This is a genomic window from Saprospiraceae bacterium, assembly GCA_016713025.1.
GTDB lineage: Bacteria > Bacteroidota > Bacteroidia > Chitinophagales > Saprospiraceae > OLB9.
Window position 1 is genome coordinate 3,311,520 of the sequence record JADJPZ010000004.1, and the last position, 24,158, is coordinate 3,335,677.

Annotated in this window: 19 protein-coding genes and 1 tRNA gene; 15 read left to right on the top strand and 5 right to left on the bottom strand. The window is 37.2% G+C overall.

Annotated features, from left to right (window positions below):
• The first annotated feature begins 97 nt into the window (after positions 1-97).
• From IPK35_20485 to IPK35_20515, 7 genes are all read left to right on the top strand, one after another.
• Positions 98-946, top strand: coding sequence for a UvrD-helicase domain-containing protein (locus IPK35_20485; protein MBK8055578.1), 849 nt, complete (start codon positions 98-100; stop codon positions 944-946).
• Positions 870-1,904 carry a UvrD-helicase domain-containing protein gene (locus IPK35_20490; protein MBK8055579.1) on the top strand — a complete coding sequence of 345 codons (1,035 nt, stop codon included), beginning with the start codon at positions 870-872 and terminating at the stop codon, positions 1,902-1,904. Before IPK35_20485 ends, IPK35_20490 begins: the two co-directional genes overlap by 77 nt.
• Positions 1,905-2,251: 347 nt before the next feature.
• A complete protein-coding gene (locus tag IPK35_20495) occupies positions 2,252-4,849 on the top strand; it encodes a DEAD/DEAH box helicase (GenBank protein ID MBK8055580.1) in 2,598 nt (865 codons plus the stop codon).
• Between the two features lie 654 nt (positions 4,850-5,503).
• Positions 5,504-8,686 (top strand): hypothetical protein, encoded by a 3,183-nt coding sequence (locus IPK35_20500; GenBank protein ID MBK8055581.1) that lies wholly within the window; start codon positions 5,504-5,506, stop codon positions 8,684-8,686.
• Positions 8,643-9,911: a T9SS type A sorting domain-containing protein gene (locus tag IPK35_20505; protein MBK8055582.1), complete on the top strand. Its 1,269-nt coding sequence runs from the start codon at positions 8,643-8,645 to the stop codon at positions 9,909-9,911. The genes IPK35_20500 and IPK35_20505 overlap by 44 nt, the downstream gene beginning before the upstream one ends.
• A 146-nt stretch (positions 9,912-10,057) precedes the next feature.
• Positions 10,058-10,468 (top strand): Holliday junction resolvase RuvX, encoded by a 411-nt coding sequence (ruvX, locus tag IPK35_20510; GenBank protein ID MBK8055583.1) that lies wholly within the window; start codon positions 10,058-10,060, stop codon positions 10,466-10,468.
• A gap of 6 nt (positions 10,469-10,474) precedes the next feature.
• Positions 10,475-11,032 (top strand): peptide deformylase, encoded by a 558-nt coding sequence (locus IPK35_20515; GenBank protein ID MBK8055584.1) that lies wholly within the window; start codon positions 10,475-10,477, stop codon positions 11,030-11,032.
• Between the two features lie 4 nt (positions 11,033-11,036).
• Here the strand turns inward: IPK35_20515 and IPK35_20520 are convergent, their stop codons facing one another.
• Complete coding sequence (locus IPK35_20520) at positions 11,037-11,672, bottom strand: ribonuclease H family protein (GenBank protein ID MBK8055585.1); 636 nt, start codon at positions 11,670-11,672, stop codon at positions 11,037-11,039.
• 31 nt (positions 11,673-11,703) lie between these two features.
• Between IPK35_20520 and IPK35_20525 the strand changes: the two genes are divergently transcribed.
• The 7 genes from IPK35_20525 (at position 11,704) to IPK35_20555 (ending at position 15,683) form a co-directional block, all read left to right on the top strand.
• Positions 11,704-12,462 (top strand): TatD family hydrolase, encoded by a 759-nt coding sequence (locus IPK35_20525; GenBank protein MBK8055586.1) that lies wholly within the window; start codon positions 11,704-11,706, stop codon positions 12,460-12,462.
• A gap of 319 nt (positions 12,463-12,781) precedes the next feature.
• Positions 12,782-12,869, top strand: a tRNA-Ser gene (locus IPK35_20530).
• Between the two features lie 98 nt (positions 12,870-12,967).
• Positions 12,968-13,798: a MotA/TolQ/ExbB proton channel family protein gene (locus tag IPK35_20535; protein ID MBK8055587.1), complete on the top strand. Its 831-nt coding sequence runs from the start codon at positions 12,968-12,970 to the stop codon at positions 13,796-13,798.
• 30 nt (positions 13,799-13,828) lie between these two features.
• Positions 13,829-14,329: a hypothetical protein gene (locus IPK35_20540; protein ID MBK8055588.1), complete on the top strand. Its 501-nt coding sequence runs from the start codon at positions 13,829-13,831 to the stop codon at positions 14,327-14,329.
• A 23-nt stretch (positions 14,330-14,352) separates the two neighbouring features.
• Positions 14,353-14,898: a biopolymer transporter ExbD gene (locus IPK35_20545; GenBank protein MBK8055589.1), complete on the top strand. Its 546-nt coding sequence runs from the start codon at positions 14,353-14,355 to the stop codon at positions 14,896-14,898.
• A gap of 27 nt (positions 14,899-14,925) precedes the next feature.
• Entirely contained in the window at positions 14,926-15,402 is a 477-nt protein-coding gene (locus IPK35_20550; GenBank protein MBK8055590.1) for a biopolymer transporter ExbD, read from the top strand.
• Between the two features lie 140 nt (positions 15,403-15,542).
• Positions 15,543-15,683 carry a hypothetical protein gene (locus IPK35_20555; GenBank protein ID MBK8055591.1) on the top strand — a complete coding sequence of 47 codons (141 nt, stop codon included), beginning with the start codon at positions 15,543-15,545 and terminating at the stop codon, positions 15,681-15,683.
• Positions 15,684-16,230: 547 nt separating this feature from the next.
• On the opposite strand, the gene IPK35_20560 is transcribed toward IPK35_20555, so the two are convergent.
• On the bottom strand, positions 16,231-19,140 hold the full coding sequence (locus IPK35_20560; protein ID MBK8055592.1) for a S8 family peptidase: 2,910 nt from the start codon (positions 19,138-19,140) through the stop codon (positions 16,231-16,233).
• Between the two features lie 253 nt (positions 19,141-19,393).
• On the opposite strand from IPK35_20560, the gene IPK35_20565 reads away from it, so the two are divergent.
• Positions 19,394-21,454: a hypothetical protein gene (locus IPK35_20565; protein MBK8055593.1), complete on the top strand. Its 2,061-nt coding sequence runs from the start codon at positions 19,394-19,396 to the stop codon at positions 21,452-21,454.
• Between the two features lie 207 nt (positions 21,455-21,661).
• Here the strand turns inward: IPK35_20565 and IPK35_20570 are convergent, their stop codons facing one another.
• The 3 genes from IPK35_20570 to porV all read right to left on the bottom strand — a co-directional run bounded on the left by IPK35_20570 (position 21,662) and on the right by porV (position 24,029).
• Positions 21,662-22,132, bottom strand: a complete 471-nt coding sequence (locus IPK35_20570) for a hypothetical protein (protein MBK8055594.1) — start codon at positions 22,130-22,132, stop codon at positions 21,662-21,664.
• A 2-nt stretch (positions 22,133-22,134) separates the two neighbouring features.
• Positions 22,135-22,689, bottom strand: a complete 555-nt coding sequence (locus tag IPK35_20575) for an RNA polymerase sigma factor (GenBank protein MBK8055595.1) — start codon at positions 22,687-22,689, stop codon at positions 22,135-22,137.
• Positions 22,690-22,784: 95 nt separating this feature from the next.
• Positions 22,785-24,029 (bottom strand): type IX secretion system outer membrane channel protein PorV, encoded by a 1,245-nt coding sequence (gene porV / locus IPK35_20580; protein MBK8055596.1) that lies wholly within the window; start codon positions 24,027-24,029, stop codon positions 22,785-22,787.
• Between the last annotated feature and the right edge of the window lie 129 nt (positions 24,030-24,158).

Genomic DNA, 24,158 nt, shown 5'->3' on the forward strand with positions numbered 1-24,158 from the left:
TTTATAGAGGATTCCAAATCATATGATCTGACAAAAGCAATCTTTTCCCTATCTTCGCACTGAATTTATCATCATACTACCATTGGCCAATAAAAATATTCCTGCATCGCTGGCATCACTCAATAAGCAGCAAAAAGCCGCCGTCACTGCCGAGGATAAACGTGTACTCGTCATAGCAGGTGCAGGATCGGGCAAAACGCAAACATTGCTCCAGAAAATCCTCTATCTCATCAATGAAAAAGGCGCCAAACCATCTGAAATTCTCGCTATCACTTTCACCAAAAATGCTGCCAATGAGATGATTGATCGACTGATATTGTCGGTTGATTTTGATGGCGAGTATAAGGATGTCCTTCAAAGCAAAACACTCTCCGAAGCGACCAAAAAAGCACGTCGCCGTCATCAACTACAGCAAACGAGCTGGATACGCAACCTTACGATACGCACTTTTCATGGCCTTTGCTACAGCATCCTAAAAACGTATGGTGTCAGCGAATTTGACAATAAATTTAAGATCATCACCGATACGGGTTTTGTAGATGAGGAGATGGCAGCCATCACAGCATCTGAGACGACATATACGGCATTGCATAAGGTATTGATAGATTGCTGTAGCGACAAAGAGTATCTCATTGATTTCAAACGATATGTGCTCGACTATCTGGTGGATAAACTTCACTTGCCACAGCGCTCTGCGTTGGCATTGAGTAGTGACAATAAGATATATACATCTCTCAATGGCACACGTGTCAGATCCAAGTCTGAGCAGTATATAGCCGACTGGCTGTACAGACACAATATCAAATTTGTCTATGAACCAAAGGTTTCTTTTCAGGAGCATGAGTTTTATCCTGATTTCTTTATACCTGATGCGAATCTTTATATCGAGCATATCAGCAATCTCAGCAAAGGATCAGAATTCAAAGAGCGGCAATTTAACATTTGATCGGTCATATCTTGACTTTAATGATCTCAATATCAAAGCGATAAGTTTACTCAAAAAGAGCGATGAGATAAGACAGAAATTTTTTCAGCAGTATAAGTATGTGCTAGTGGATGAGTTTCAAGATGTCAATAAGATCCAGGTCAATTTTATCAAAACACTCATGAATCCCGATGCACAACTTTTCTGTGTCGGCGATGATTGGCAAAGCATCTATGGATTCAGGGGTTCAGATGTGCAATACATTGTAGAGTTTGAACGTTTTTTTAAGGATGCCAGAACTATCAGCCTGGCTACAAACTACCGTAGTGCACCCAATATTGTAGATGCAAGTTCCGAAGTAATTCGCAACAATCGCTTCATGGTGGACAAAGTCGTCAAAGCACAGAAAAAGTCCAGAAAAAAGATCGAAGTATATTCTGCCATTGATTTTGAAGATGGTGTATCGTTTGCAGTGCAGGAAGTAAAAGAATTGTTGGCGCAAGGCATACCCAATGATCAGATCCTGTTTTTGTACCGTCGCAGCAAGATGTTTGAACCATATCGGGAGCGATTCAAAAAAGAGAAAATCTATGTCAATGCTAAGACCATCCATGCAGCCAAAGGTCTTGAAAGCAAAGCAGTTTTTATCATAGGGCTTACCCAGGGTAGCGGTGGATTTCCTGATGTATGGCTCGACGACCGCATCTATCAGATCATCAGACCCGTAAAATATGACATATTGCTGGAAGAAGAAAGGAGGCTTTTTTATGTAGCACTCACACGAGCAGCAGATGCACTTTACCTCATTACTGAAAAGGGCAACGAAAGTATGTTCATCGATGAAATACCACCATTGTACAAAGTACTTTATTCGAAATCTGTACTTTCTGTTTTGCCAGAAAGGATTCTTTGCCCTACTTGTCATAGAGTCGTAGAGTCACACTTTAAGTTTTGCCCGGGATGTGGTGGAAAGGTATGATTTTCTTAGGTTAAGAAAGAGATGACGTCCTGCTAAAATGTACAATAAATTTGACTACTTGAAGTATAATAGGTGGCGGAATGTGTGTTAAAAAATTAGATTCCGCCAATAATAAGTTTATTATAATTGGCGAAATGTGTGTTAAAATTTAAGATTCCGCCAACAATAAATTGATTATAATTGGCGAAATGTGCCATATAAATTAAGATTCCGCCAAATATATTTGGTTGAAGTAGATATGAAATGTTTATTTGGACAAGAGAGATTATGATTCCGTACGTTTTTTGTTCAGCATTTTTATTATTTAAGCAATTTTTCTGACCTTTGCCGTAACCAAAATTTTTACATTGGACACCAATACAATCACAGCCATCTCCACCGCTCTGCAAGCTTACAAATCCAATAAGGAACTTTACGAAACCGCATTAAAAATATATCAGGATGGTAATATTACCTGTGTCTGGCACGGCGTACATGAAGACGGGTTTCATATAGATAGGCCAGAAGATGAGGATTTAGAAGTGACCATGCATTTTCCGGAAGGACAGTTAAATATGCCAGACGATGTAGATCCTGTCTTCGTAGCTATACTTATGTGGTATTACAATGAGCATAAGATATCTCCATTACCCGAGATGCAGGGCAAGATATACACACGTGAAGGTATGATGTCGAGAGTCATTGCGGAGCGCAAAGAAAAAAGTGACAAATCCACTTACAGAATAGTCCCGGGAAAGTGCTATTATGGCGAACATATACTCTACAATGAAAGAAACGAAAAATTCTCTATAACACTTTGGAATCCAACGAAGTATCAGGGATACATTGACAATATAGACTGGAAAACCAACAAATTGGCTACGACCAAACATATCATCCATCTTTGTGATTACATGCGTAATCATCCGGAAAAATTCAATAATTTGCCTAAGGTTTCTCCGTACCTTGAGCTTACTTTGGATCCATTGCATGACTATGAATTTACATGGAAGTATACAGGTCAAATCAGTGCAAATCAGAGCGAAGTACTTCAAGAGTTTTTTGGTGAAAATGAGACACATCTGTCGATAGAAAAATTAGCAACTAAAGTGGTCAAACTTCGGGCGTTGGAAGGTACGGAAGGCATCATTATAAGGTCGGAAGTGTATCATAGGTTATCAGAGTACTTTGATCAATTGCTGATTTCCAAGATGGAAAATGACACGGATGAGCTTGATTTTTCAGATATAAAAGTGGATTTATTTCCCTATCAGAAAGAAGGTGTTCGATTTTGTTTGTTTAAAAAAGCTGCGATTATTGCTGACGAAATGGGACTTGGTAAGACTTTACAGGCTATTTCGGTAGCAATGATGAAGCGCAAATATTTTGGATTTACCAAGACGCTGATCATCTGCCCATCATCTGTAAAGTATCAATGGAAAGCTGAAATACTCAAATTTACCGGTGAGGAAGCATTGGTGGTAGAAGGATTTCCCGGAGACAGAGCTGTTTTGTATAAAAGTGAAGATCATTTCTTTTTCATAGCCAATTATGAGACGGTGATGAGGGATAAGACCATTATAGATGATGCAGGATTTAGTTTTATCATACTCGATGAAGCTCAAAAAATCAAAAACTACGAAACCAAGATATCGTCGGCTATCACAACACTCAAAAAAGAGCATGGTTTGGTACTCACAGGTACGCCTATAGAAAATAAACTGATCGATCTGTATGGAGTCATCCTCTTTCTGGATAAATATAAGGTCACACCACTTTGGGAGTTTTCATTTCAGCACTGTATTTTTGACAAGCTAAGTAAGAACAAAATCAATGGATACTACAATCTTCTGAATCTGAGACAAAAGATCGGCGATATGGTCATCCGAAGACAAAAGAAAGATGTCCTCAGTCAGTTGCCTTCTGTCATTCAGAAAGATGTGTTCATCCTACTTTCCAAACCACAAGGAGAGATCCATGCACGTATGGGTCAGCGACTTTCATTTTTACTGGGCAAAAAGTTCAAAACACCATTTGACTGGGATGAAATCATGATGATCCTCACCAATATGCGCAGAGTGAGTAATTCTACATATCTTATCGATAAACAGTCCAATCATTCGAGTAAACTGGTAGAACTGGAAGTGATATTGCGTGACAGGCTCAATATCGGGGAAGGGAATAAAAAAGTGATCATTTTTTCAGAATGGTTAGATAGCTTATTCCTGATCGAACAATTGCTAAAATCGCTCAAGGTAGGATACGTAAAGTTGACGGGTAGTGTCGCTGCCAAAAAGCGTGGTGAACTGATCAAAGCATTTCAGACCAAAGATGATGTTCAGGTATTCTTATCTACCGAAGCTGGTGGTTCCGGTCTCAATTTACAGTTTGCAGACACACTGATCAATTTTGAAATCCCCTGGAATCCAGCAAAAAAGAACCAAAGAATAGGTCGTATTGACCGGATCGGGCAGGAAAGTAAAAAGCTTCATGTATTTAATCTCATCTGCAGGGATTCTATCGAGATCAAGATCGCATCAGGACTCATATTAAAGCAAAACCTATTTGACAGTGTCCTCAACCATGATAATAATAAAGACATGGTGGACTTCTCCAATGAGGGCCGTGCGCAATTCATCAAGATGCTGGAAGAGATGTTTGATCTTGATGAAAATGGCATGTTTAAAGGCATGGATCATAGTATAGATGACTCAGATGCTTCAGGTGACGACATCCAAGACATTGATATAATCACAGAGGAAACACCCGAGTCTCAAAAATCAACAGATCAGAAATCCGCTCCCGAATTTGAAAAAATGGAAGAAGTGCTCACCAAGGGTATGGAGTTTCTTTCAGGGCTGTTTGAGATGAGTACAGGTCAAAAACTGGGCGGCACTGATGGACATACCATCAAAGTAGATAAAGAGACGGGTGAAGTGACGCTGAAGTTTAAAATGAAATTTTGACATTTTTTTTAGTCCACATATGTGGCGGAAAGTGTCATAAAATTTAAAATTCCACCGATCCTACATTCATTCGGAGGGATGTATGTTATAAATTTAGATTTCGTCAATGATAGATTGTTATTACTCTGATATTCTTATCAGCAATCTTGCCTATACTCTTAGATCATGTTGAAAACTTCACTAATTGCTTCAACATAAGGTTTAATACATTCTCAGAGTTTAATTTGAAACTCCTGACATATCATATAAATATTTCTTTTTCCTCCCTTTTCTTTGATGTAAGCGCACCATACAGCTTTCTATCATGTTTTATACTATTTGTTTTGTCGATAAATAACAGCACAATACATATTAAGAAATAAAATTATAAAAAAAACTTTATAAATTAGTATATTACATATTATAAAATATTTACATTTGTGTTGTAATTAGTAAAAGAGCCCATTTATCATTGGTTTTTCTACTAGTTATTATTTTCCCTACAGTAATGATTTTCCCTTAAATCCGGGAGATTTTGATGAATCTATTTATATGATAAGTCATCTCTAATACAAGGCTAATTTTTTATAAACAAATATTCATACACCAGGAATTCTCCGGGTGTATGTTCTGTAAACATTTATTTAATTTTTTTTTAAACTCAAAATGGATCTCATGATGAAAACAAAATTTACGAAAAGTATTCAAGCTTTCAGGTGGCTTATGCTGATGGTATTGACTTTTAGTGCTATTAATGATTCCTTTTCGCAAACTATTGCAGATTGCAAATGCGGAAGTCCTATTCATATTAGCCTTAACAGCCAAGGGTGGGCAAAGGTAACACCACTTGAAGTACTTGCATCTCCCAATTCTTGTAGCGACGCAGCTGCAGGTACGGTTGTGATTATGACAAGCGCCACAGGCGGTATTATTTCAAGAAGGGACACGGTAGATTGTAGTCATATCGGTAAAACTCTTTATGCCAAGTATACTAATGCCGCGGGAACTAATTCTTGTTGGACGCTCATAGCAGAAGTGAAAGACGCTCTGGCTCCAACTATTATGTGCCCTTCAGATATGACTATAAGTTGTGCTGCAATGCCAACCTGGTCACCTACAGTAAGTGACAACTGTGCAGGGGCCAAAGCTGTACAGGTAGGAGCTGATATTATTAATGCGCCGTGTACCCCTACATCAGATACATTAAGAACAATCACTCGCACATATATCGCTGAAGATGCTGCAGGCAATCGTTCTGCTCCATGTACCATAAGGTTTCATGTAAAAACTATTGCAAATCTTGTGACAGGTATATCAATGCCGGCAAATTACTTAAAAACCCCTACTGTAGGTGTTGATTCTTCTGCTCTCCAGTGTGATGGTGATTATCCCAAACTTGCCAATGGCAATCCGAATCCTGTAGGAACTACAGCAAATCCTGGAACTGGTGTGCCTAGGCTTGGATCTTTGGATCTACTCAACAACACTAATGCCATTTGTGGTCTTATGGTATCGTATTCTGACTCACCACCTATTAGAATAGGATGTGTTACAAAAATAATGCGTACATGGAAAGTGATAGAATGGTCCTGCCAGAACAGAACAAGACCTGATCATGTACAATTGATTGAAATCACTGACAATAAGGCTCCCGTAGTTACTCCAGCACCGGATGTCAATATTTCTACATCAAATCACAATTGCAGCGCAGAGTATACTTTCGCACAAGCTACCGCTACAGACAACTGCTCTACAAGGACAGTATCCACTGTAACTGTTTATGGAAATAGTGATTATGGCAATCCTGTAGCTTTCGTAGATACATCAGGTTCAAGACGAGTTACACTCCCAGTGGGTATTCATAAGGCCATATATATAGTATATGACAGATGTGGTAATAATGCAAAAGATACATTGGATATCATAGTTGAAGACAACACTGCACCTGTAGCCATTTGCGATGATATACCTACTATAGGTTTAAACTCAAATGGAGAAGCATGGGTGCCGGCATCCGTAGTAGATGATGGTAGTTATGACGAATGCCAACTCAAGACATTGGTAGTAAGGCGTATGACCAACACAGCATGTACGACCCCTTGTCCAACTCCTGAATTCCCTGGTTTTGCATACTTAGGTAAAAGAGGTGCAGGTGCATCTCAAAGTTGGTACTATCTGGCACAGCATGCAGCCACACCAAAGATAGCCGCAAAAATGGCTACTGCATTAGGAGGGTCTTTGGTAAATTATAATGCAACAAAAGAAAGGGACACAGTAAGAAGTTTTGTACAAACTTTGGCACCTAATATAAAATATTTTATTAATGGTGTCCAAAAAGACTCCTCAATAGGCACATATACTTTAGTAAATGCTCTGCCTACTGATACACTCAGATATGTGGTTGAAATCCAAAACCCTTGTAACGCTTTCAGTTCACATGTTAAGTTTTGCTGTACTGATGTGAATTCAACTCCAAAGCAGATGGTCATCCTCCGTGCTATAGATGCATCAGGAAACTTTAATGACTGTATGGTTGGTGTAGAAGTTCAGGATAAAATAGGTCCTTCCATCACTTGTCCTGGTGACAGAACGGTATTTTGTGATTTTGCTTATGATATCAATAATCTTTCCAAAGACTTTGGAAGTCCTGTTGTCAAAGACAATTGCACGCCGCTTGCAGAACCAATTGAAACCGCAACTCCTATTCTGACTGGTTGCAGAATAGGCACTATAACGCGTAAGTTTGTTATAACTGATTTAGGGTTAAGAAAAGATTCTTGCACTCAAACTATCACCTTCCTTCCAGATGCAACTAAAATTTATACTGGACCAACCTTAAGTGACTGGCCACGTGATACTATGATTCAGAGTTGTGGCAATCTCTCAGTTGGTGGTGTTGTATCACCAGAGTTCTTACCTGCAAATTTAGGATCTCCCAAACTCAATGATGGAGTATGTTCATTAGTTGGGGCTGATTATAAAGATGAAGAGTATGCTTTCAACAATAGTACAGGTCAGGCGTGTCTTAAGATACTCAGAACGTGGTCAGTCATAGACTGGTGCAAATTTGCTCCTAACAGAAGACCTGATGGGGATTTGTACCCAGCGTCAAAAGTACTTAATACAAATTACTGGACTTATACCCAGGAAATCAAGGTGATAGATAGAAATGCTCCGGTGATAGCTGCAATTCCTGCATCCCGTATATTCGATACATTTGATGGACAGTGTGCATCAGGACAAGTCACGCTTACTGCAAAAGCCAAAGATGTATGTACAAGGACACTTAGAACATTCATCCAGATTGACTCACTGGCAGATGGCAGCATCAACAGGACTATCAATCTCAACCCTGTAGTGGGAGTAAACGATACCAATACTATCAGTACTACATTCTCATATCCGGTAGGTCGACACAAAGTTATTTTCACATTTGAAGACAAATGCGGAAACCTAACTGCAAGAGAACAAATTTTCGAGATTATCAATAGAAAAACACCTTCTGCTATAGTACTTAAAGGCCTGGCTGCAACACTTATGAATTTAGGTAATGGGCAGGGTATGGTAGAAATTTGGGCAAAAGACTTTGACCCTGATGGAAAGTCAACTCATCCATGTCCGGGATATAAAATCTATTATTCTTTTGCACCGGTAACACAACTTATGCCTAACGGAGAGCCTGTCCTTGATATGAACGAAACATTTACATGTGCTAATCGTGGCGAAAACAAAATTAATGTGTATGTGGCGGCGGTTTCACCATCTGGACAGATAGTACAAACTGTTGTTGAAACATTTGTCGACATTCAGGATAATGGAACACCAAAAAATTTGCTCTCAGTCACCGACCAGAGTTGATGTAAGTGGAACTTTGGCAAATGAATTCGATCAAAAGGTTCAGGATGTCAGAATAGACCTTGTCGGTTCAGAGCTTCATAAAAATACCGGAGTGGATGGTAAGTTCAGTTTCAGCAATATGCCGACAGGTGGAAAATACCTGATTTCTCCGGAAAAGAATGATGACCCGATGAATGGCATTTCAACTTTGGACCTTGTTTTGATTCAAAGACATATACTTGGCTTGGAAAAACTTAATTCTCCTTACAAGCTTATTGCATCTGACATCAATAAAGATGGAAAGATAACAGCTGCTGACTTGACGGAATTAAGAAAATTGATCCTTGGTACCACAAATTCATTTGTAAATAACAAATCCTGGAGATTTGTCGATAAGGCCCACCGATTTGCCGATCCGACATCTGCGCAAGGAGAGGCCTTCCCTGAAATCTATTCTATCAACAACCTTAATTCCAACATGATTACAGACTTTGTAGCTGTCAAAACCGGTGACGTAAACGGAAACGCGAAAACCAGTAATTTGGATAACAATGTTGAAACGAGAACTTCAAAAACGCTTGCATTACATACAGATGACCAAAAAATTGAATCAGGAAAAGAAGTAACAGTACCTGTTATAGTCACTAAAGCTGAAGCAATATCAGGAATGCAATTTACTTTATCATTTGATGCAGATGTATTGGCAGTCTCATCTATAGATCCGGCAGGTATCAATATCAATGATAGCCATATAGGATTTTCAAAAACTGCAGACGGTATTCTTACCATAAGTTGGAACGACACTAAGATGACAAATCTTAAAGAAAACCAAACTTTGTTTAATATTACCTTCATAGCAAGAAATGATGGGAAATTGGCTGACGTTTTGAAAGTAAATTCAGAAGTTACTATGGCAGAAGCGTATAATGTTGAAAACAAAGTGATGAATCTAACATTTAGCGTTGACTCTCGTGGTAAATCCGTCAGTGGTTATGATTTGAAGCAAAATACACCTAATCCATTCAAAGAAGCAACAATCATAGGATTTGATCTTCCGAGAGAAATGCCTGCTACAATGACAGTTTATGATGTCTCCGGAAAAGTAATTAAATCTGTACAAATACAGGGAGCAAAAGGTTACAATTCCTTTGAAATCAATAAATCTGAGTTACATACCGGTATATTGTATTACACACTAAAAGCCGGAGAGTTTAATGCTACTAAAAAAATGGTAGTTCTGGAATAAATGAGTTTTTTGAAATAAGTTTTACTGTTTTTGGGATGGGACCCCTCTTCAGAGCAATCTGAAGGGGGTCTTTTTTTTTACACCCACATCAATATTCTGAAAATGCTGACAAAAACTATGTTCTTTTTTATACCTTTGCCGTTACAATGGCGCGAATAGTATGTCTGGATTATGGGCTCAAAAGATGTGGATTGGCTACAACCGATCCTTTGCAGATCATAATCACAGGACTTGATACTGTAGAGACAAAAGATATTTATTTTTTTTTTGAAAAATATTTGAAATCTGAAATTGTCGAAAAACTAGTGATAGGTCTTCCTGTACATCGAGATGGCAACTTTACCTATTTAAAAGTTGATATTGACAAATTTGTCGTAGAGTTTTCACAAAAATGGCCTAACATTAAGATTGATTTTGCAGATGAGCAGTTTTCTTCAGTCCATGCGAAGCAAATAATTCTGGACAGCGGTGCCAACAAAAAAAAGAGACAGGATAAAGCATTGGTAGATAAGATCAGTGCGGTAATCATCCTTCAAAGATATTTAAAACACATATAACGATTTATGATTTTACCTGTTTTTGCATTTGGCCAGCCGGTCTTAAAGAAAAAAGCAATTGACATCAATAGTGATTTTGATGAGCTAAAACAGCTGATAGACAATATGTGGGAAACCATGTACACTGCTCATGGAGTGGGTATTGCTGCTCCTCAGGTAGGAGTATCTATCAGACTTTTTGTCATTGACACTATTCAGATCATGGAAGAAGAAAAAATAGCTGAAGGCATAAAAAAAGTATTTATCAATGCAAAGATCATAGAAGAAACCGGCGAAATGTGGGCATATGAAGAAGGTTGCCTTAGTATTCCTAATATACGTGGTGATGTAGAAAGACAACAAAAAGTCAGGATACAATATCTGGATGAAAACTTTGAAAAACATGACGAAATATATGAGGGCATCAATGCACGTGTTATTCAGCATGAATATGATCATATCGAAGGCATCCTCTTTGTCGAAAAGTTAAAACCTCTGAAAAAAAAATTAATCCAGCGCAAACTGAATGATATCAAAGCAGGAAAAGCAACGGCAGATTATAAGATCAAATTTGTCAGAATGTAATTTTTCACTTCCGCCCAAAATCAGCGGGTATCTCTCCCCATGATACTGTATCCCACTTGATGATCGGATTTGAATACGTATTCTCTTTTAGCCAATTTTCTGCCCTTTCGATGAGTTCAAATAATATTTTATTGTCATCTGTTACTTCAAGTTTTGTTTTTGCTTTTTTAATTTTGACCCATTTTATGGCAATAAGGGAGTCTGAATAAATGGTAGTATGATCGTTCTTAAGTTTTTTCAGCATGGCCAGTCCATGGACCAGCCCCAAAAACTCACCTATATTATTTGTACCATTTTTGAATGGTCCCTGATGGAAAAGCTGCTTTCCTGATTGTGTTTCTACACCTCTGTACTCCATCAAGCCCGGATTGCCACTACAAGCTGCGTCCACAGAAATACTATCGGCGATGATAGCAGACCTGCTTTGTTTCATTCCGGACTCCTTTTTTGGTAAGGCTGCTTTATTGACAAACTCAAAATAATTTCTCTTTTGTGCAAATTCAGCCTCTGCCCTATTCTCAAATGCTTTATATTTAGCTGATGGATGTCCTGTGATCTGAGTCTTGCATTCATCCCATGTCATATAAATACCGGGAGTAAATCCTTCCCAAACCACATAATATTTTTGTTTCTTTGCCATAATTTTCTAAACAACTGAAACCACAAAAGTAATGTTTATAGATACTCATGCTCATATTTATTTAAAAGAATTTGAAAAAGACCTGGACACAATCTTGGTAAATGCACAATCAAATGGAGTATCACACATTTTAATGCCCAACATTGATGAAGCATCTATGCCTCTGATGATCGATGTGGCTAAAAGTCATTCTTTTTGCCATTCAATGCTTGGGTTGCATCCGTGCCATGTCTATGATGATTATAAAAAGGTAATTGAAAATCTTTGGAAACAATATGGTCAGCATACATTTTATGCTGTTGGCGAAATAGGCATTGACCTCTACTGGGACAAAACATTTCACCTAGAACAGGTGGATGCATTCAAAAGGCAAATTGCATTGGCAAAAGAAGTCAATCTTCCTTTTGTAATACATTCCAGAGATGCACTTGATATCACCATTTCAATTGTACAAGAAATGCAAGATGGTTCTCTTCGTGGTATATTCCATTGTTTCAATGGTGATGAAATGCAAGCACATAAAATTATAGATGCAGGATTTTTATTGGGTATAGGAGGTGTGGTGACTTATAAAAATGCAGGTTTGGACAAAGTAATGGCACACATGCCCTTGTCCAGCTTAGTACTCGAAACAGATGCACCTTATCTCAGTCCGATACCTTACAGAGGAAAACGGAATGAACCTGCATATATATTACAGATCGCTACCAAGCTCGCTGAAGTAAAAAACACCACCATAGAAGAAGTCGGATTGATCACGACCCAAAATGCTAAAGAATTATTTTTTTAGTGAAATCAACAAGGTCAAGATATCGTAATTTGAAGATGGTTAGACACTTATTATAGGAGAAAATGAAAATTTAAACCTACTCACATCCAATAAATAATCCTTCACTAAAATAAGGTATATCTGATGATAGGAAATGTAGTTTAAAGACAAATTTCTGAACTTACACATTTAAACTGCAATTCTCCTAAAGGTCCAAAAAATTTTATTTAATAAAAAATGACACCTATTAGATTGATTATCTGCAAATTGTGCATTACGAAAATAAGTATAAAAAAAAACCTTTTGATAAGTTGGGATTTATTACAAAATTTGCGGTGTTGGAGAGTTGTCCGAGTGGTTGAAGGAGCACGCCTGGAAAGTGTGTATACCTCAAAAGGGTATCGAGGGTTCGAATCCCTCACTCTCCGCAAAAAAAATAACTTGTAATTATTAACTAATTTAAATATTTTTTACTTTTAACCTTTATTTATTAATCTTATTATTCTTAAACGTAAATTAACAAATCATGCGAAAAATTTTAATTTTAATCGGAGTATTTATGATTGCATCCTATATCGGTGCATTTGACATGGTGGCTCAGGCAGCTGACTCTACTGCTGCAGCCCTTACAGATGCAGCTGCCGGAGCTGTAGATAGTGCAGCAGCAGCTGTAACAGAGACAGTAGAGGAAGCTGGTACTGCTATCGCAGAAGCGACAGAAGCTCCAGGTGCTTTTCAGGTATTGAAAGAAAAGTTTATTGAAGGTGACTGGGTTTGGATGACTCCGGTATTATTGTGTATGATTTTTGGTTTGGCATTCTGTATTGAAAGAATCATTACACTCAACATTGCTTCTGCCAATACCGATACATTGATGAGAAAGATCGATGATAAACTTGCTAGTGGAGACTTAGAAGGAGCGAAAGATGTAGCTAAAGCGACACCAGGTCCGGCTGCAAGTGTCATATATGAAGGTCTCAGAAACGCAGCATCAGGACCTGAAGGAGTAGAGAAAGCAATTGTTTCTTATGGATCCGTACAAATGTCACTTCTGGAGAAAGGTCTAATTTGGATTTCTCTATTCATTGCACTTGCTCCGATGTTAGGGTTCCTCGGAACAGTTATCGGTATGATTCAGGCATTTGACAAAATTCAGGCTGCGGGTGATATCTCTCCTACAGTAGTTGCGGGTGGTATCAAGGTAGCCCTTTTGACCACAGTGTTTGGTCTTATTGTTGCCATCATACTTCAGATTTTTTATAACTATATTGTTTCTAAAATAGATGGCATAACTACAAAAATGGAAGAATCATCCATTGCACTTATAGAGACTATGTTACGTAACAAGACAATATAATTTTTGTAATAATAAATTAAACATGAAATCATGACTAAATTATATAATATTTTATTAAAAAACGGAGATGGAATTGCCGTAGGTTTTAGTGCATTGATGTTTATTTTGTTTGGAGTGAGTGTTTACTTAGGATCCACATCAGGAGGATATGACCTTAGCACACTTACAGATATGCCTGATAAATCAAATGTCAATATTTTTAACGTAGGGCTTTATACAGTAATCATTTTGGGAGTAATTGCGATAGCTTTGACAATATTTGGTATCCTTTGGGATATTTTTAAGAATTTCAAAACAGGGTCGAAATCTATCCTTGGTTTTGCAGCTATTGTAGTAGCATTTTTAGGTTTTTACTTTACCTCGGCCCACGATAGTGGTGGTAGATTTGATGCATATTGGAGTCAAGATCCATTCTATATCACTGAAGGACTTAGCAAATTTATATCTGCAGGACTATATACATTGATAGCATTAACATTTGTATCTTTCTTGCTGATATTGTTCTTTGAAGTAAAGAGCTTTTTTAAATAATTAATTCTTAAAAAATTAATAAAATGTCAAAGAAAAACCGGATGAGTAATGAAATCAATGCAGGATCGATGGCTGACATCGCTTTCCTACTCTTGATTTTCTTTCTCGTGACGACAACAATAGCAGAGGATAAGGGGGTTTTAGTAAAATTGCCTCCTTACTCTGAAGAACCACCACCTGATGTCAGGCTGAATACCAGGAATATTTATTCTGTTATGGTCAACGCCCAAAATCAGTTGCTCGTAAGAGGTGAGTTGATGAAAATTGAACAATTGAAGCATAATGCAAAAATTTTCATCCTAAACCCTGATAAGAGGTCCGATATGTCTGATGATCCAACTAAGGCAATCATTTCGATCAAAAATGACAGAGGCACGAAGTACAAAACCTATCTCGAAGTGTACAATGAGTTAAAAGCAGCTTATAATGAACTTTGGGAAGAGGCAGCAATGGCAAAATTTGGTAAAAATCTGGAAGAACTCAAAGGTTCGCAGCAAAAAGAAATCAAAGATGCAATTCCTTTGGTTATTTCTGAAGCTGAACCTACCAAGTTTGGAGAAGAAAAATAATTTTTTGAAAATTTAAATACGATATTTATGTCAAAATTCAAAAAAAAGCAAGGTAATGTTACTCCCGGGATATCCACAGCGTCCTTACCTGATATCGTTTTCATGCTCTTGTTTTTCTTCATGGTGGTAACCAAGATGAGAGATACAGAATTGATGGTAAAGGTGGTCACTCCTATGGCTTCAGAATTGACCAAGCTCGAAAAAAAATCACTAGTCAATTTTGTTTTTATAGGCAGACCTACTGATAAATGGAAAAAGGCGGCAGGATCCAAACCTAGAATCCAACTAGGAGACAAATTCTCTACAGTGGATGATATTCCTTTGTTTCTCGCTAACTTTAAGACTTCTGTTCCGGAAGGCCAGCATACCAGTATCATATCATCATTAAAAATAGATAATGATGTGACTATGGGTTTGGTCGGAGATGTCAAAACAGCCTTAAGGAAAGCAGGACAATTAAAAATCAATTATTCTGCCAAAAAACGTGAGCGTACTAAAGGATAATTAGAATTTTATAGCGTATTCTGATAAGATTAAAAAGCCCCGAAATAAAAACTTCGGGGCTTTTTTTGTTTTGTATTTTTTCACATCAATATCTGTCATACGGCTTTTTGTAGGGCTAAGAATTATAAATTACATAATGTATGGCATCGCAGTTGCAAACTGCAACGATCTATGTGGTGGGTAAATTTAAAGTAACTTCGTTTGTCAAAGTCTCACCTGACTTTAACGGAACCTATCTTACGGTCCTGGACCTGTTGTGGACAATGTACTCCTGGTCATGAGACCGGTAGATTAAAAAAATCAAAAGTCAGAGACTTTGAACAACAGACTTATTGAGTAAAGTATTTTACACAAAACTGATGGTCGCAGTTTGTAACTGCGATCCAATTATTAAAGAATTTGCAATTCGATTGCCTGATTTAGAGTGTAAAAAAGCCGCACAAATTTATCTGTCATATGGCTTTTTGTAGGGCTAAGAATTATAAATTCATAATGTATGGCATCGCAGTTGCAAACTGCGACGATCAATAGGGAGGGAAGGTTGGGGTGGGTAATTTAAAGGAATTGACCGATAATCTCGCTTTTATCCCACCTGCCATTTAGATGTGATGGTTTGCCATCGATGTAAATGACGATGTGAAATGAATCGCAAGTCATCTTGGCCAAAATTAAATATCTTGACTTTCACTTCAACATAAAAATTTAATGTCGTTTAGATAAAGTATTTTTAGTTGTTTTTACCCATCCTAAATCCTTCCCTTTGAAGGGAAGGACTTCATAATATAACCTTATCTAAACGACATTGCATAAAAATTTAATCATACTCTCTCAAATCTTGACAAACTTGATTCGATATCGAATACCTGTATGTGTAGATATAGTCAAAATATAGGCTCCGGCACATAAATGGCCCAAAGGAATGTTCTGGTCTTTGAGATGTTGCTCTGTTACAATGATTTGACCGGTGATGCTGGAAATGTTGTAGCTTAAGTTATCATGATGTAATGAAGAAGTCACATTCAAAATATCATGAGCAGGGTTCGGATTTATTGAAAATAAGGTCGGGATATCTTCAATTGTATTGATCTTGCAGGAAGTTCTGAAAGTGTCAATAATCGAAAATTCAGAATTTAATGAATCACAATTGATCTGGTATCTATATTCGTAGAGTTTACATTCTTCAAGATTATTAAGTACAAGCGTGTCCTTTCCTGAGGCTACCTTCCAATCAGTGCTGCCTTTTACTTTGTAGTGTACCTTTATAGAATCACGCACCCCCTGCAAAAAGTAGTTATTGAGTATGATTGCCTTGTTTTTATCAACACTGAGTACATCGATATCAGCTCTGTTGGAGCACAGATTGTTGTTATTGAGAAAAACACAGTAATCTTCAACTTCCCCGTACTCAAAATCAAGGTGATCACAAGCCCCATCAAACCTTTCATAAGACATGATGACTCTTAATTTTGTCAACCCCTGTGTAGCTTTTAATGGAATTTTGATTTGACCCTTCACAGAATCCTTTACAGATTCAGTTTTAAAAATCAACTCGTCAAGTGTCCATTTACCATTTTGATCAAGATCAATATAGATTTTAAAATAGTCGGAAAACGAGGAGCCTGAATATCCTGGTTTGATAAAAAAATCATATGTCTTGCCTGCATCAAGGATGATATTACTGATGCCAGAGAAATCTCTGTACCCTTCTTTAGAAGTCCCTGATTTATTGGTTATTTTATTGATGGTGAATGACTCTATCCACTCCTGGCTGGCATCTTTTCTGCTGATAGGACAGTAAGGATTATCGGAACAACTGCCGCAACTGGTACTGGCAATAAATTCTGTTGTGGGTGGGGACTCGTTATTATATTTTTTGCAGAATGCCTTTATTACAAATGTATAAGCTGTACACTCGGGTACTTTTTTTAATAAAAATGATTTATCCTGGAGCAGGGTATCTATCCACTTATCAGCAGGACCTTTGTAAGAAACTTTAAAGGTTGCATCTTCTCCTGACCAATTGAGTGTGATAGAATTTATTGAAGATTCTATAGGCTTTATCACCGGCATACTACAACACCCTGTGGTGTTTATATATTTTGAGTAGCTGAATGGGCCAGGTAGCAAGCCGCAATTACTGCCTGTTTGAACTTCATATTCGGTACATGTTTTGAGTCCACCGATCATGTGTCCGTTTTTGATGTTACTGATTTCAATCCAATTATTGACTCCAACTTCTCTGTATCTCAAGTTTACTTTAGCGGTGCCTTGATCATTGACCCAGCTTACCGCAAATGAGAGCTCACTCGGTTGGATGATGATCCCAGCTGGCGGAGAACAGTTTTCACACAATGAAATAGTATTTTTCAGTGCCCGGTAAGCATTGAGTTTACCGTTTGTGGTCGATATACCCTTCATACTTTCATTGAGTAATACACCGTGCAGGATCATATCTTTGGCGACCAATGCAGCTTTCGCAGGATCTGACTTTGCGAGATTCTGAAAGACATTACACTGTGTGGCATAGATCAATCCTATCACTCCTGTAGCGTGAGGTGTTGCAGCTGAGGTACCTCCGAAAGTACCATAATCATTTCGGGTCACGGTATACACTTGATGCCCATAAGCACCCAGGTCAACAGACTTTCTGCCATATCCCGCACTATTTATTTTTAAATCTGCCCGTGTGAGATTTGTAACAGATATCAGGTATTCGCTTGTACAGGTTGTAGGCATATCCCCATTGGTATCCACATCAGTACTCGAATTGGTGGTGGCACCACAGTTGAGTATCCCTATACCGCCCAGTGAATCAAATAGGGCACACCATAGAGGAGCATCTTCAGCTTGCAAATTATCTACTCCCCACGAAGCGTTGGTAGCAACAATATAAGCTCCTTTTTTACCTCCTGATGTGTTATACAATTTTCTTTGAACAAATGCGTACTCATATGATGATAAAGCACTGGCTTCTGTGGCAACTCCATAGTTTACCGGCATCAGCTTAACACGCCAGTTTATACCGGAGACACCTTTCCCATTATTGCCGCTTGCACCTATTATACCTGCCACCGGAGTTCCATGTGATGCTCCTGTCCAGACATTATCATTCTTTGAGACGATGTTCCATCCTTTATAATCATCTATGTAGCCATTACCGTCGTCATCTTTACCGTTTGCAGGTATTTCGTGATGATTTATCCAAATGTTTTCTACTATGTCAGGATGCATACCATTGACCCCATCGTCTATAACACATATAACGATAGTATCTCCAAATGCTGAACTACCCCCTGTAGTTATATCCCATGCACGTTCCATATCCATGTCAGCTCCCGCAACACCACCTGATGAGCCATCATTCCTATACTGCCACTGTTTACTATATTCAGGATCATTAGGAATGACTCTGTGTGTCAGGTATCTGTTTTTTTGTACAGAAACAACTTCCGGATTATCTTTCAAAAATTTTATATAGCTTTCCTCCTGCTGACCGGAACCATTATATTTTACAAGCCAAAGATGAAAAGGTGCCTTCATCACCTGATGATATGTAAGAATTTGACCATTTCCAGATGACCTTGAATCTGTTATAGCGCTTCTCAATCGAATGATACTGCTTTCATGCTGTACTCTGATGATATATTCGCCTGGAACTTCATTGTGCAACTGAGCACTCAATATCATTGAAGATATCAAAGTCATGGTAATAACAAAATACGTCCTCAATAAGGTCATGAATGTAATTTACTATTCAAAAGTAACGTTTTTTATTAAGATATAGTACATCAAAATAATTAATTGTACAAAATGTTCAATAAGTAAATTATAAAGTCAAAATTGAAGATAAATGAATATTTGTGCTATATTTTACTAAAAGACACTAAAATAGATACAAATTACAAAATTATTTAATGTAAATGCATTACATATTAAATTAAAACCTTATATTTGTCATTTAATTTGGTCTCAATTGTAAACTTCGGAAATAATGGACAAGAAAATAATATTACTTTTTTGCTTGCTGTTTGTTGCTGGTATATCCTACTCCAATGCACAAAAATTGCTAAAAAAAGCAGATCTTCATATTCAAAACCACGAGTATGACAAAGCGGCACAACAATATTTGCAGTACCTCAAAAAGCACAAGAATGACTTTGAAACCATGAATCTGCTTGCCGCGTCACTTGCAAAAAGTGGTGATCTGTCAAATGCAGATATATGGTACAAAAAGATAATCACAGAAAACCAAGCTGTACAACCCGAAATTATTTTACAGCATGGGCTGGTTCTTAAAAAAATGGGTTACTACAAAGAAGCCATATCCAGATTTAATGAATTAAAAAAATTCAACTATGCAGAGGGTACATTTTACACTCAAGGATGTGATTTTGCTTTGAATGCAGTGAGTAAACCAGCTGACTATGAATTAATATCACTACCTGTCAGCAGTAGTGCTTCAGATTATGGATTGACATTTTATAAAAAAATGCCTGTATTTACTTCATTCAGGGAGGACATACTCATGACCGAAAAAGAAAAAGAATTGCAAGGTGACGCATCAGGTCAGAAAACCTTTATTTATAACAGCACCAAAAACAGACTACTTTTTATAAAAGGTCCTGATTCAAAAATCAATCACGTAGGTCCGGTAAGTTTTTCAGAAGACGGCAAAAAATGTGCTATCATTGAAGCAAAGTCCGTAGACGAAAACAATTTTATACTCCATCCTAAAGTATCAAGATTACTCATTGCTAATGTCAATAATAACGGTGAGATAGAATCATATAAGCCTTTCACGCACAATGAAGTAGGGTCAACTATAAATTCAGCATTTATGGCTTATGAAGGGACAGCTTTGTACTTTTCTTCTGATCGTTCAGGTGGCTTTGGAGGATATGATTTGTATGTTTCTTACTATAAAAACAATGAATGGACAATGCCTGAAAACTTAGGTAGCAATATCAATAGTCCTGGAAATGAAGTGACACCTTGTCTGAAGGACGGTGGATTATATTTCTCATCTGATTATCATAAGGGCTTGGGTGGCTTTGACATATTCGTCAGTCAGGTTCTCGATGGAGTATGGAGTAATCCTGAAAACAAAGGTTTCGGCATAAATTCATCAGCAGATGAATTTTTCCCTGCATTCAATAGTCTTGAAGAATTTTTTATCACATCTAACAGACTGGGAGGAAAAGGAAAGTATGACATATATAAGGCTTTCAAACTGACTCCTGAAAAGAAGGTCGAACAAATGGCTACCACTACCCCTCCGCCGGCAGTAAGTCTCGAAGAACTTGCAGTACAAACACAGTCTCCATCAAATGAAAATAAAAGTGTAACACAGGAAGATCCTAAAAAAGCCTTTTCACTTCCTGAATTTGATGTAAATAAAATAGGTTCAAATGCCGCTGCAACTGAAGTAAGTTTCACAGGAGCATACAGAGTAGCTTTGCAGGAAACAATACCAAATACAGAAGTCTTTTTTATCCAATTAGCCTCCGTTTCGTCTCAGAAACCTGATTTTAGCAAATTCAAATCGCTGCTAAAATATGGAAATATATACAAAATGGCAAACAATAAAATTCTGAAAGTGCGGTTAGGATATTTTTCTGAAAGGAAGGAAGCCGAAGATGTTTTAGTGAAAGTAAAACAAAATGGATATAAAGATGCATTCATATCTTTTGAGTTGCTCAACACTGCACAAATGGAGCTGGTACTCACAGGTACAGATGAATCCAGTTTTACAGATAAAGGCAATTTTAACACCAAAAATCCGGAAGTAGAAAAATCATATAAATCTCCAAGTAAATATAAAGTGAGATTGGCTTCCTATGAGGACCCAATCTGGTTTGATATCAATAAAGTTAAAGACTTGGGTCGCATAGAGCAATGGACAAAAGGAGGTTGGACAATATTTATTCTTGCCGGATTTAATAATATCGAAGAAGCAAAAAAAGCTCAAATCAGTGCCTTGAACAGAGGGTATAAGACAGCAGAAGTTGTCATCGACAATGGAGGCATACTCGAAAGATTAAAACAGAATTAGAGTGTATTTATATATCAATTTCGTTTAGTTAAGAAATTTTTCTTTGTTTTTACCCTATCTTTACCTTACAAGGGAAAGACTTCATAAAGATGTCTTAACTAAAACTAAACGACATTGATTTAAATTCCGAAGGGACTAAATGAATTTTTATTAGTACATTCAGAATAAAGAAAAATGAAAATAAAGGGGTTATTGCCCCTTTATTTTTTATAAAATCATTGCTGATCTGAGTTTTGATAGATGTTTTAATCCCCAGTCCAATATGATCAGTAGTACTACTGAAATAGCAACAGTATTAAATAAATTGATTGTGTCATTTCCAAAGTGTGAATAAAACTGAGACAATAACTGTGATTGCTCCATAGACTCCATATCTGCAAAATAATAAATGACGGCTCCCAATAAACAGAACAAAGCGATGGCCACCCATTGGATATTCAGCAGATTATAAAGCGAAACTTGTTTTATTACAACTGCCTTAGCCACAGATACTTCAAGTTTATTCCGAAACTCATTTGATATATCTATAGGTACATTTTTACTTAGAATTACATCAAGATGCACATATTCTTTATACTGCTCTTTGAATGCGGCATCCGTCTCTAAAAGAACTTTGATTTTTTCGATTTCTTCCGACGTACATTCGTTATCGATATATTTCCATAAAAGGTCTTCCATTATCATTCATTTTTGATTATATATATATCTTTAAAAGTCTCAGCCATTAGCTTTCTTGCTCTATGGAGTTTTATTTTGACATTACTCACACTTAAGCCTGTAAATTCGGTTATTTCCTTAACATTTTTTTCTTCAAGGTAATACATAGTGACAATGGCTTTTGACTCATCATCAAGAATTTTCATCATGGCGTTGATTTGAAATTTTGCGTCCGAGATTTCTGAAGTTTCTTCCGTATTATATTGCGAGATGAGGTGATCTACTTTAGTAATATCCTGATGGTTTTTTACCTTTCTCTTATAGTCAATCGCAGTACGGTACGCAATAGTATAACACCATGCTTTGAGAGAAGAATGTTGATCAAAAGAAAGTAGATTTTTTAATACCTTTAGGACTGCATCCTGGGTGGCTTCTTCAGCATCCGGAACCTGACCAAGAATCCTGTAAGTTACGTTGTACATAAATTTTCCATAAGTATCAATGAAATCACTGATAGCTCTTCGATCTCCATTCTGAAGCTGAAAAATAATATTCCTTTCGTCTACGTTATTTGACATTATAACAAATATACGCATCCGAAGTGGAGTCGGTTACAATTCTGGTTATAAAATCAATATTTTTGAGATGTAACTTCCTGTGGATTTGAAATAAATTAATCAGCAGTAAATACAGAAAAGTCAAATAGTAGTGAAAATCTGAGAGTATTGTCTAAAGGATTGGGCAAATTGGAAGTGGGAACCAGATAGGATAAATCTATACCAAAGACATTATACTTGATACCTGCGCCTACTGTAAAAAAACGCCTATTGCCTTTTTCAGCACTTTCCCAATAGTAGCCACCTCTGAATGCAAACTGTTTGTCATACCAGTATTCTGCACCAAATGATATCGAAACTTCTCTCATTTCTTCCCTGAGTCCACCCTGAGCATCTGAAAAAGATCCTAACATTCCGGCAAAAAGAGCTTTTTCTCTGTAATCAGCAATTCCCTTTTCACCTGTTTTATCCCAGTTAGGATTATCGATTGGCACTCCATCAGAACCTGCAATTTTTTTTGCAATGGGTGTTGGCACCAACAATTTGTTGAAGTCAAGTGCAAAAGTCAACGAATTATAATCATCAAATTCCAACTTTAATGAACTACCTAAACCTAAATTGGCAGGTATAAAGTCTTTGACTGAATTGTCCCTTGTATAACTTAACTTTGAACCAATATTGGTAATAGCTAACCCGTAAGACCACTCTCCCTTATAGCCACCTAATTTTGTTTTTGTTCTGTAATTCAGACCAAAATCCGCAGCAAATGAAGCAGCAGTATTGATGTCTACTCCATTGACGTTTAGTCCTGATGCCAGATTTGAAAAAACGTATTTTCCTGATAACGATGCTGACAATTTATCACCAAGTTTCCTGGCATAGGCAAGTGTAAACTCACCTTCACGCGGACGTCCGGTACCAAGAGATGCTCCCTGTGCAGATGTAAAATCAATATCTCCCAGTGAAAAGAACCTGATTCCTCCCCCTATTGCTTGATTTTCATCCAATTTGTAAAAACCTGAAACATACAATAGGAAAATGTCATCCAGATTTAGATTGCGTAGCCACGGAGTATACGTAAATGCAAAACCTGATTGTTCTTCCGAAAATACCAGATTGGAAGCATTAAAATGCAATGAATTTGCATTGGGTGACAATGCTACCCCAGCATCACCCATTGCACCTGACCTGGCATCAGGGGTGATCCGCAGGAAAGGCACTGCTGTCAATAAGGTATTGGAGATGCACTCACCATTATTGTCAATGACACCACCCTTTGCGGGATCGAAGACTTGTCCAAACATGGGTATAGTAAAAAGCAAAATAACCGTTGGTAAAAGTTGTTTTATTCTAATTAACATATTCTCTTTTCTAAAAAAACTTCGCAAAATTAACAATTACAATAAAATAAATTCAAAAAATAATATTTTAAAATCAATAATAACTGGTTTGGGAAAAAATGGTATTAAAAAAGAACAAAATTTTGCAAC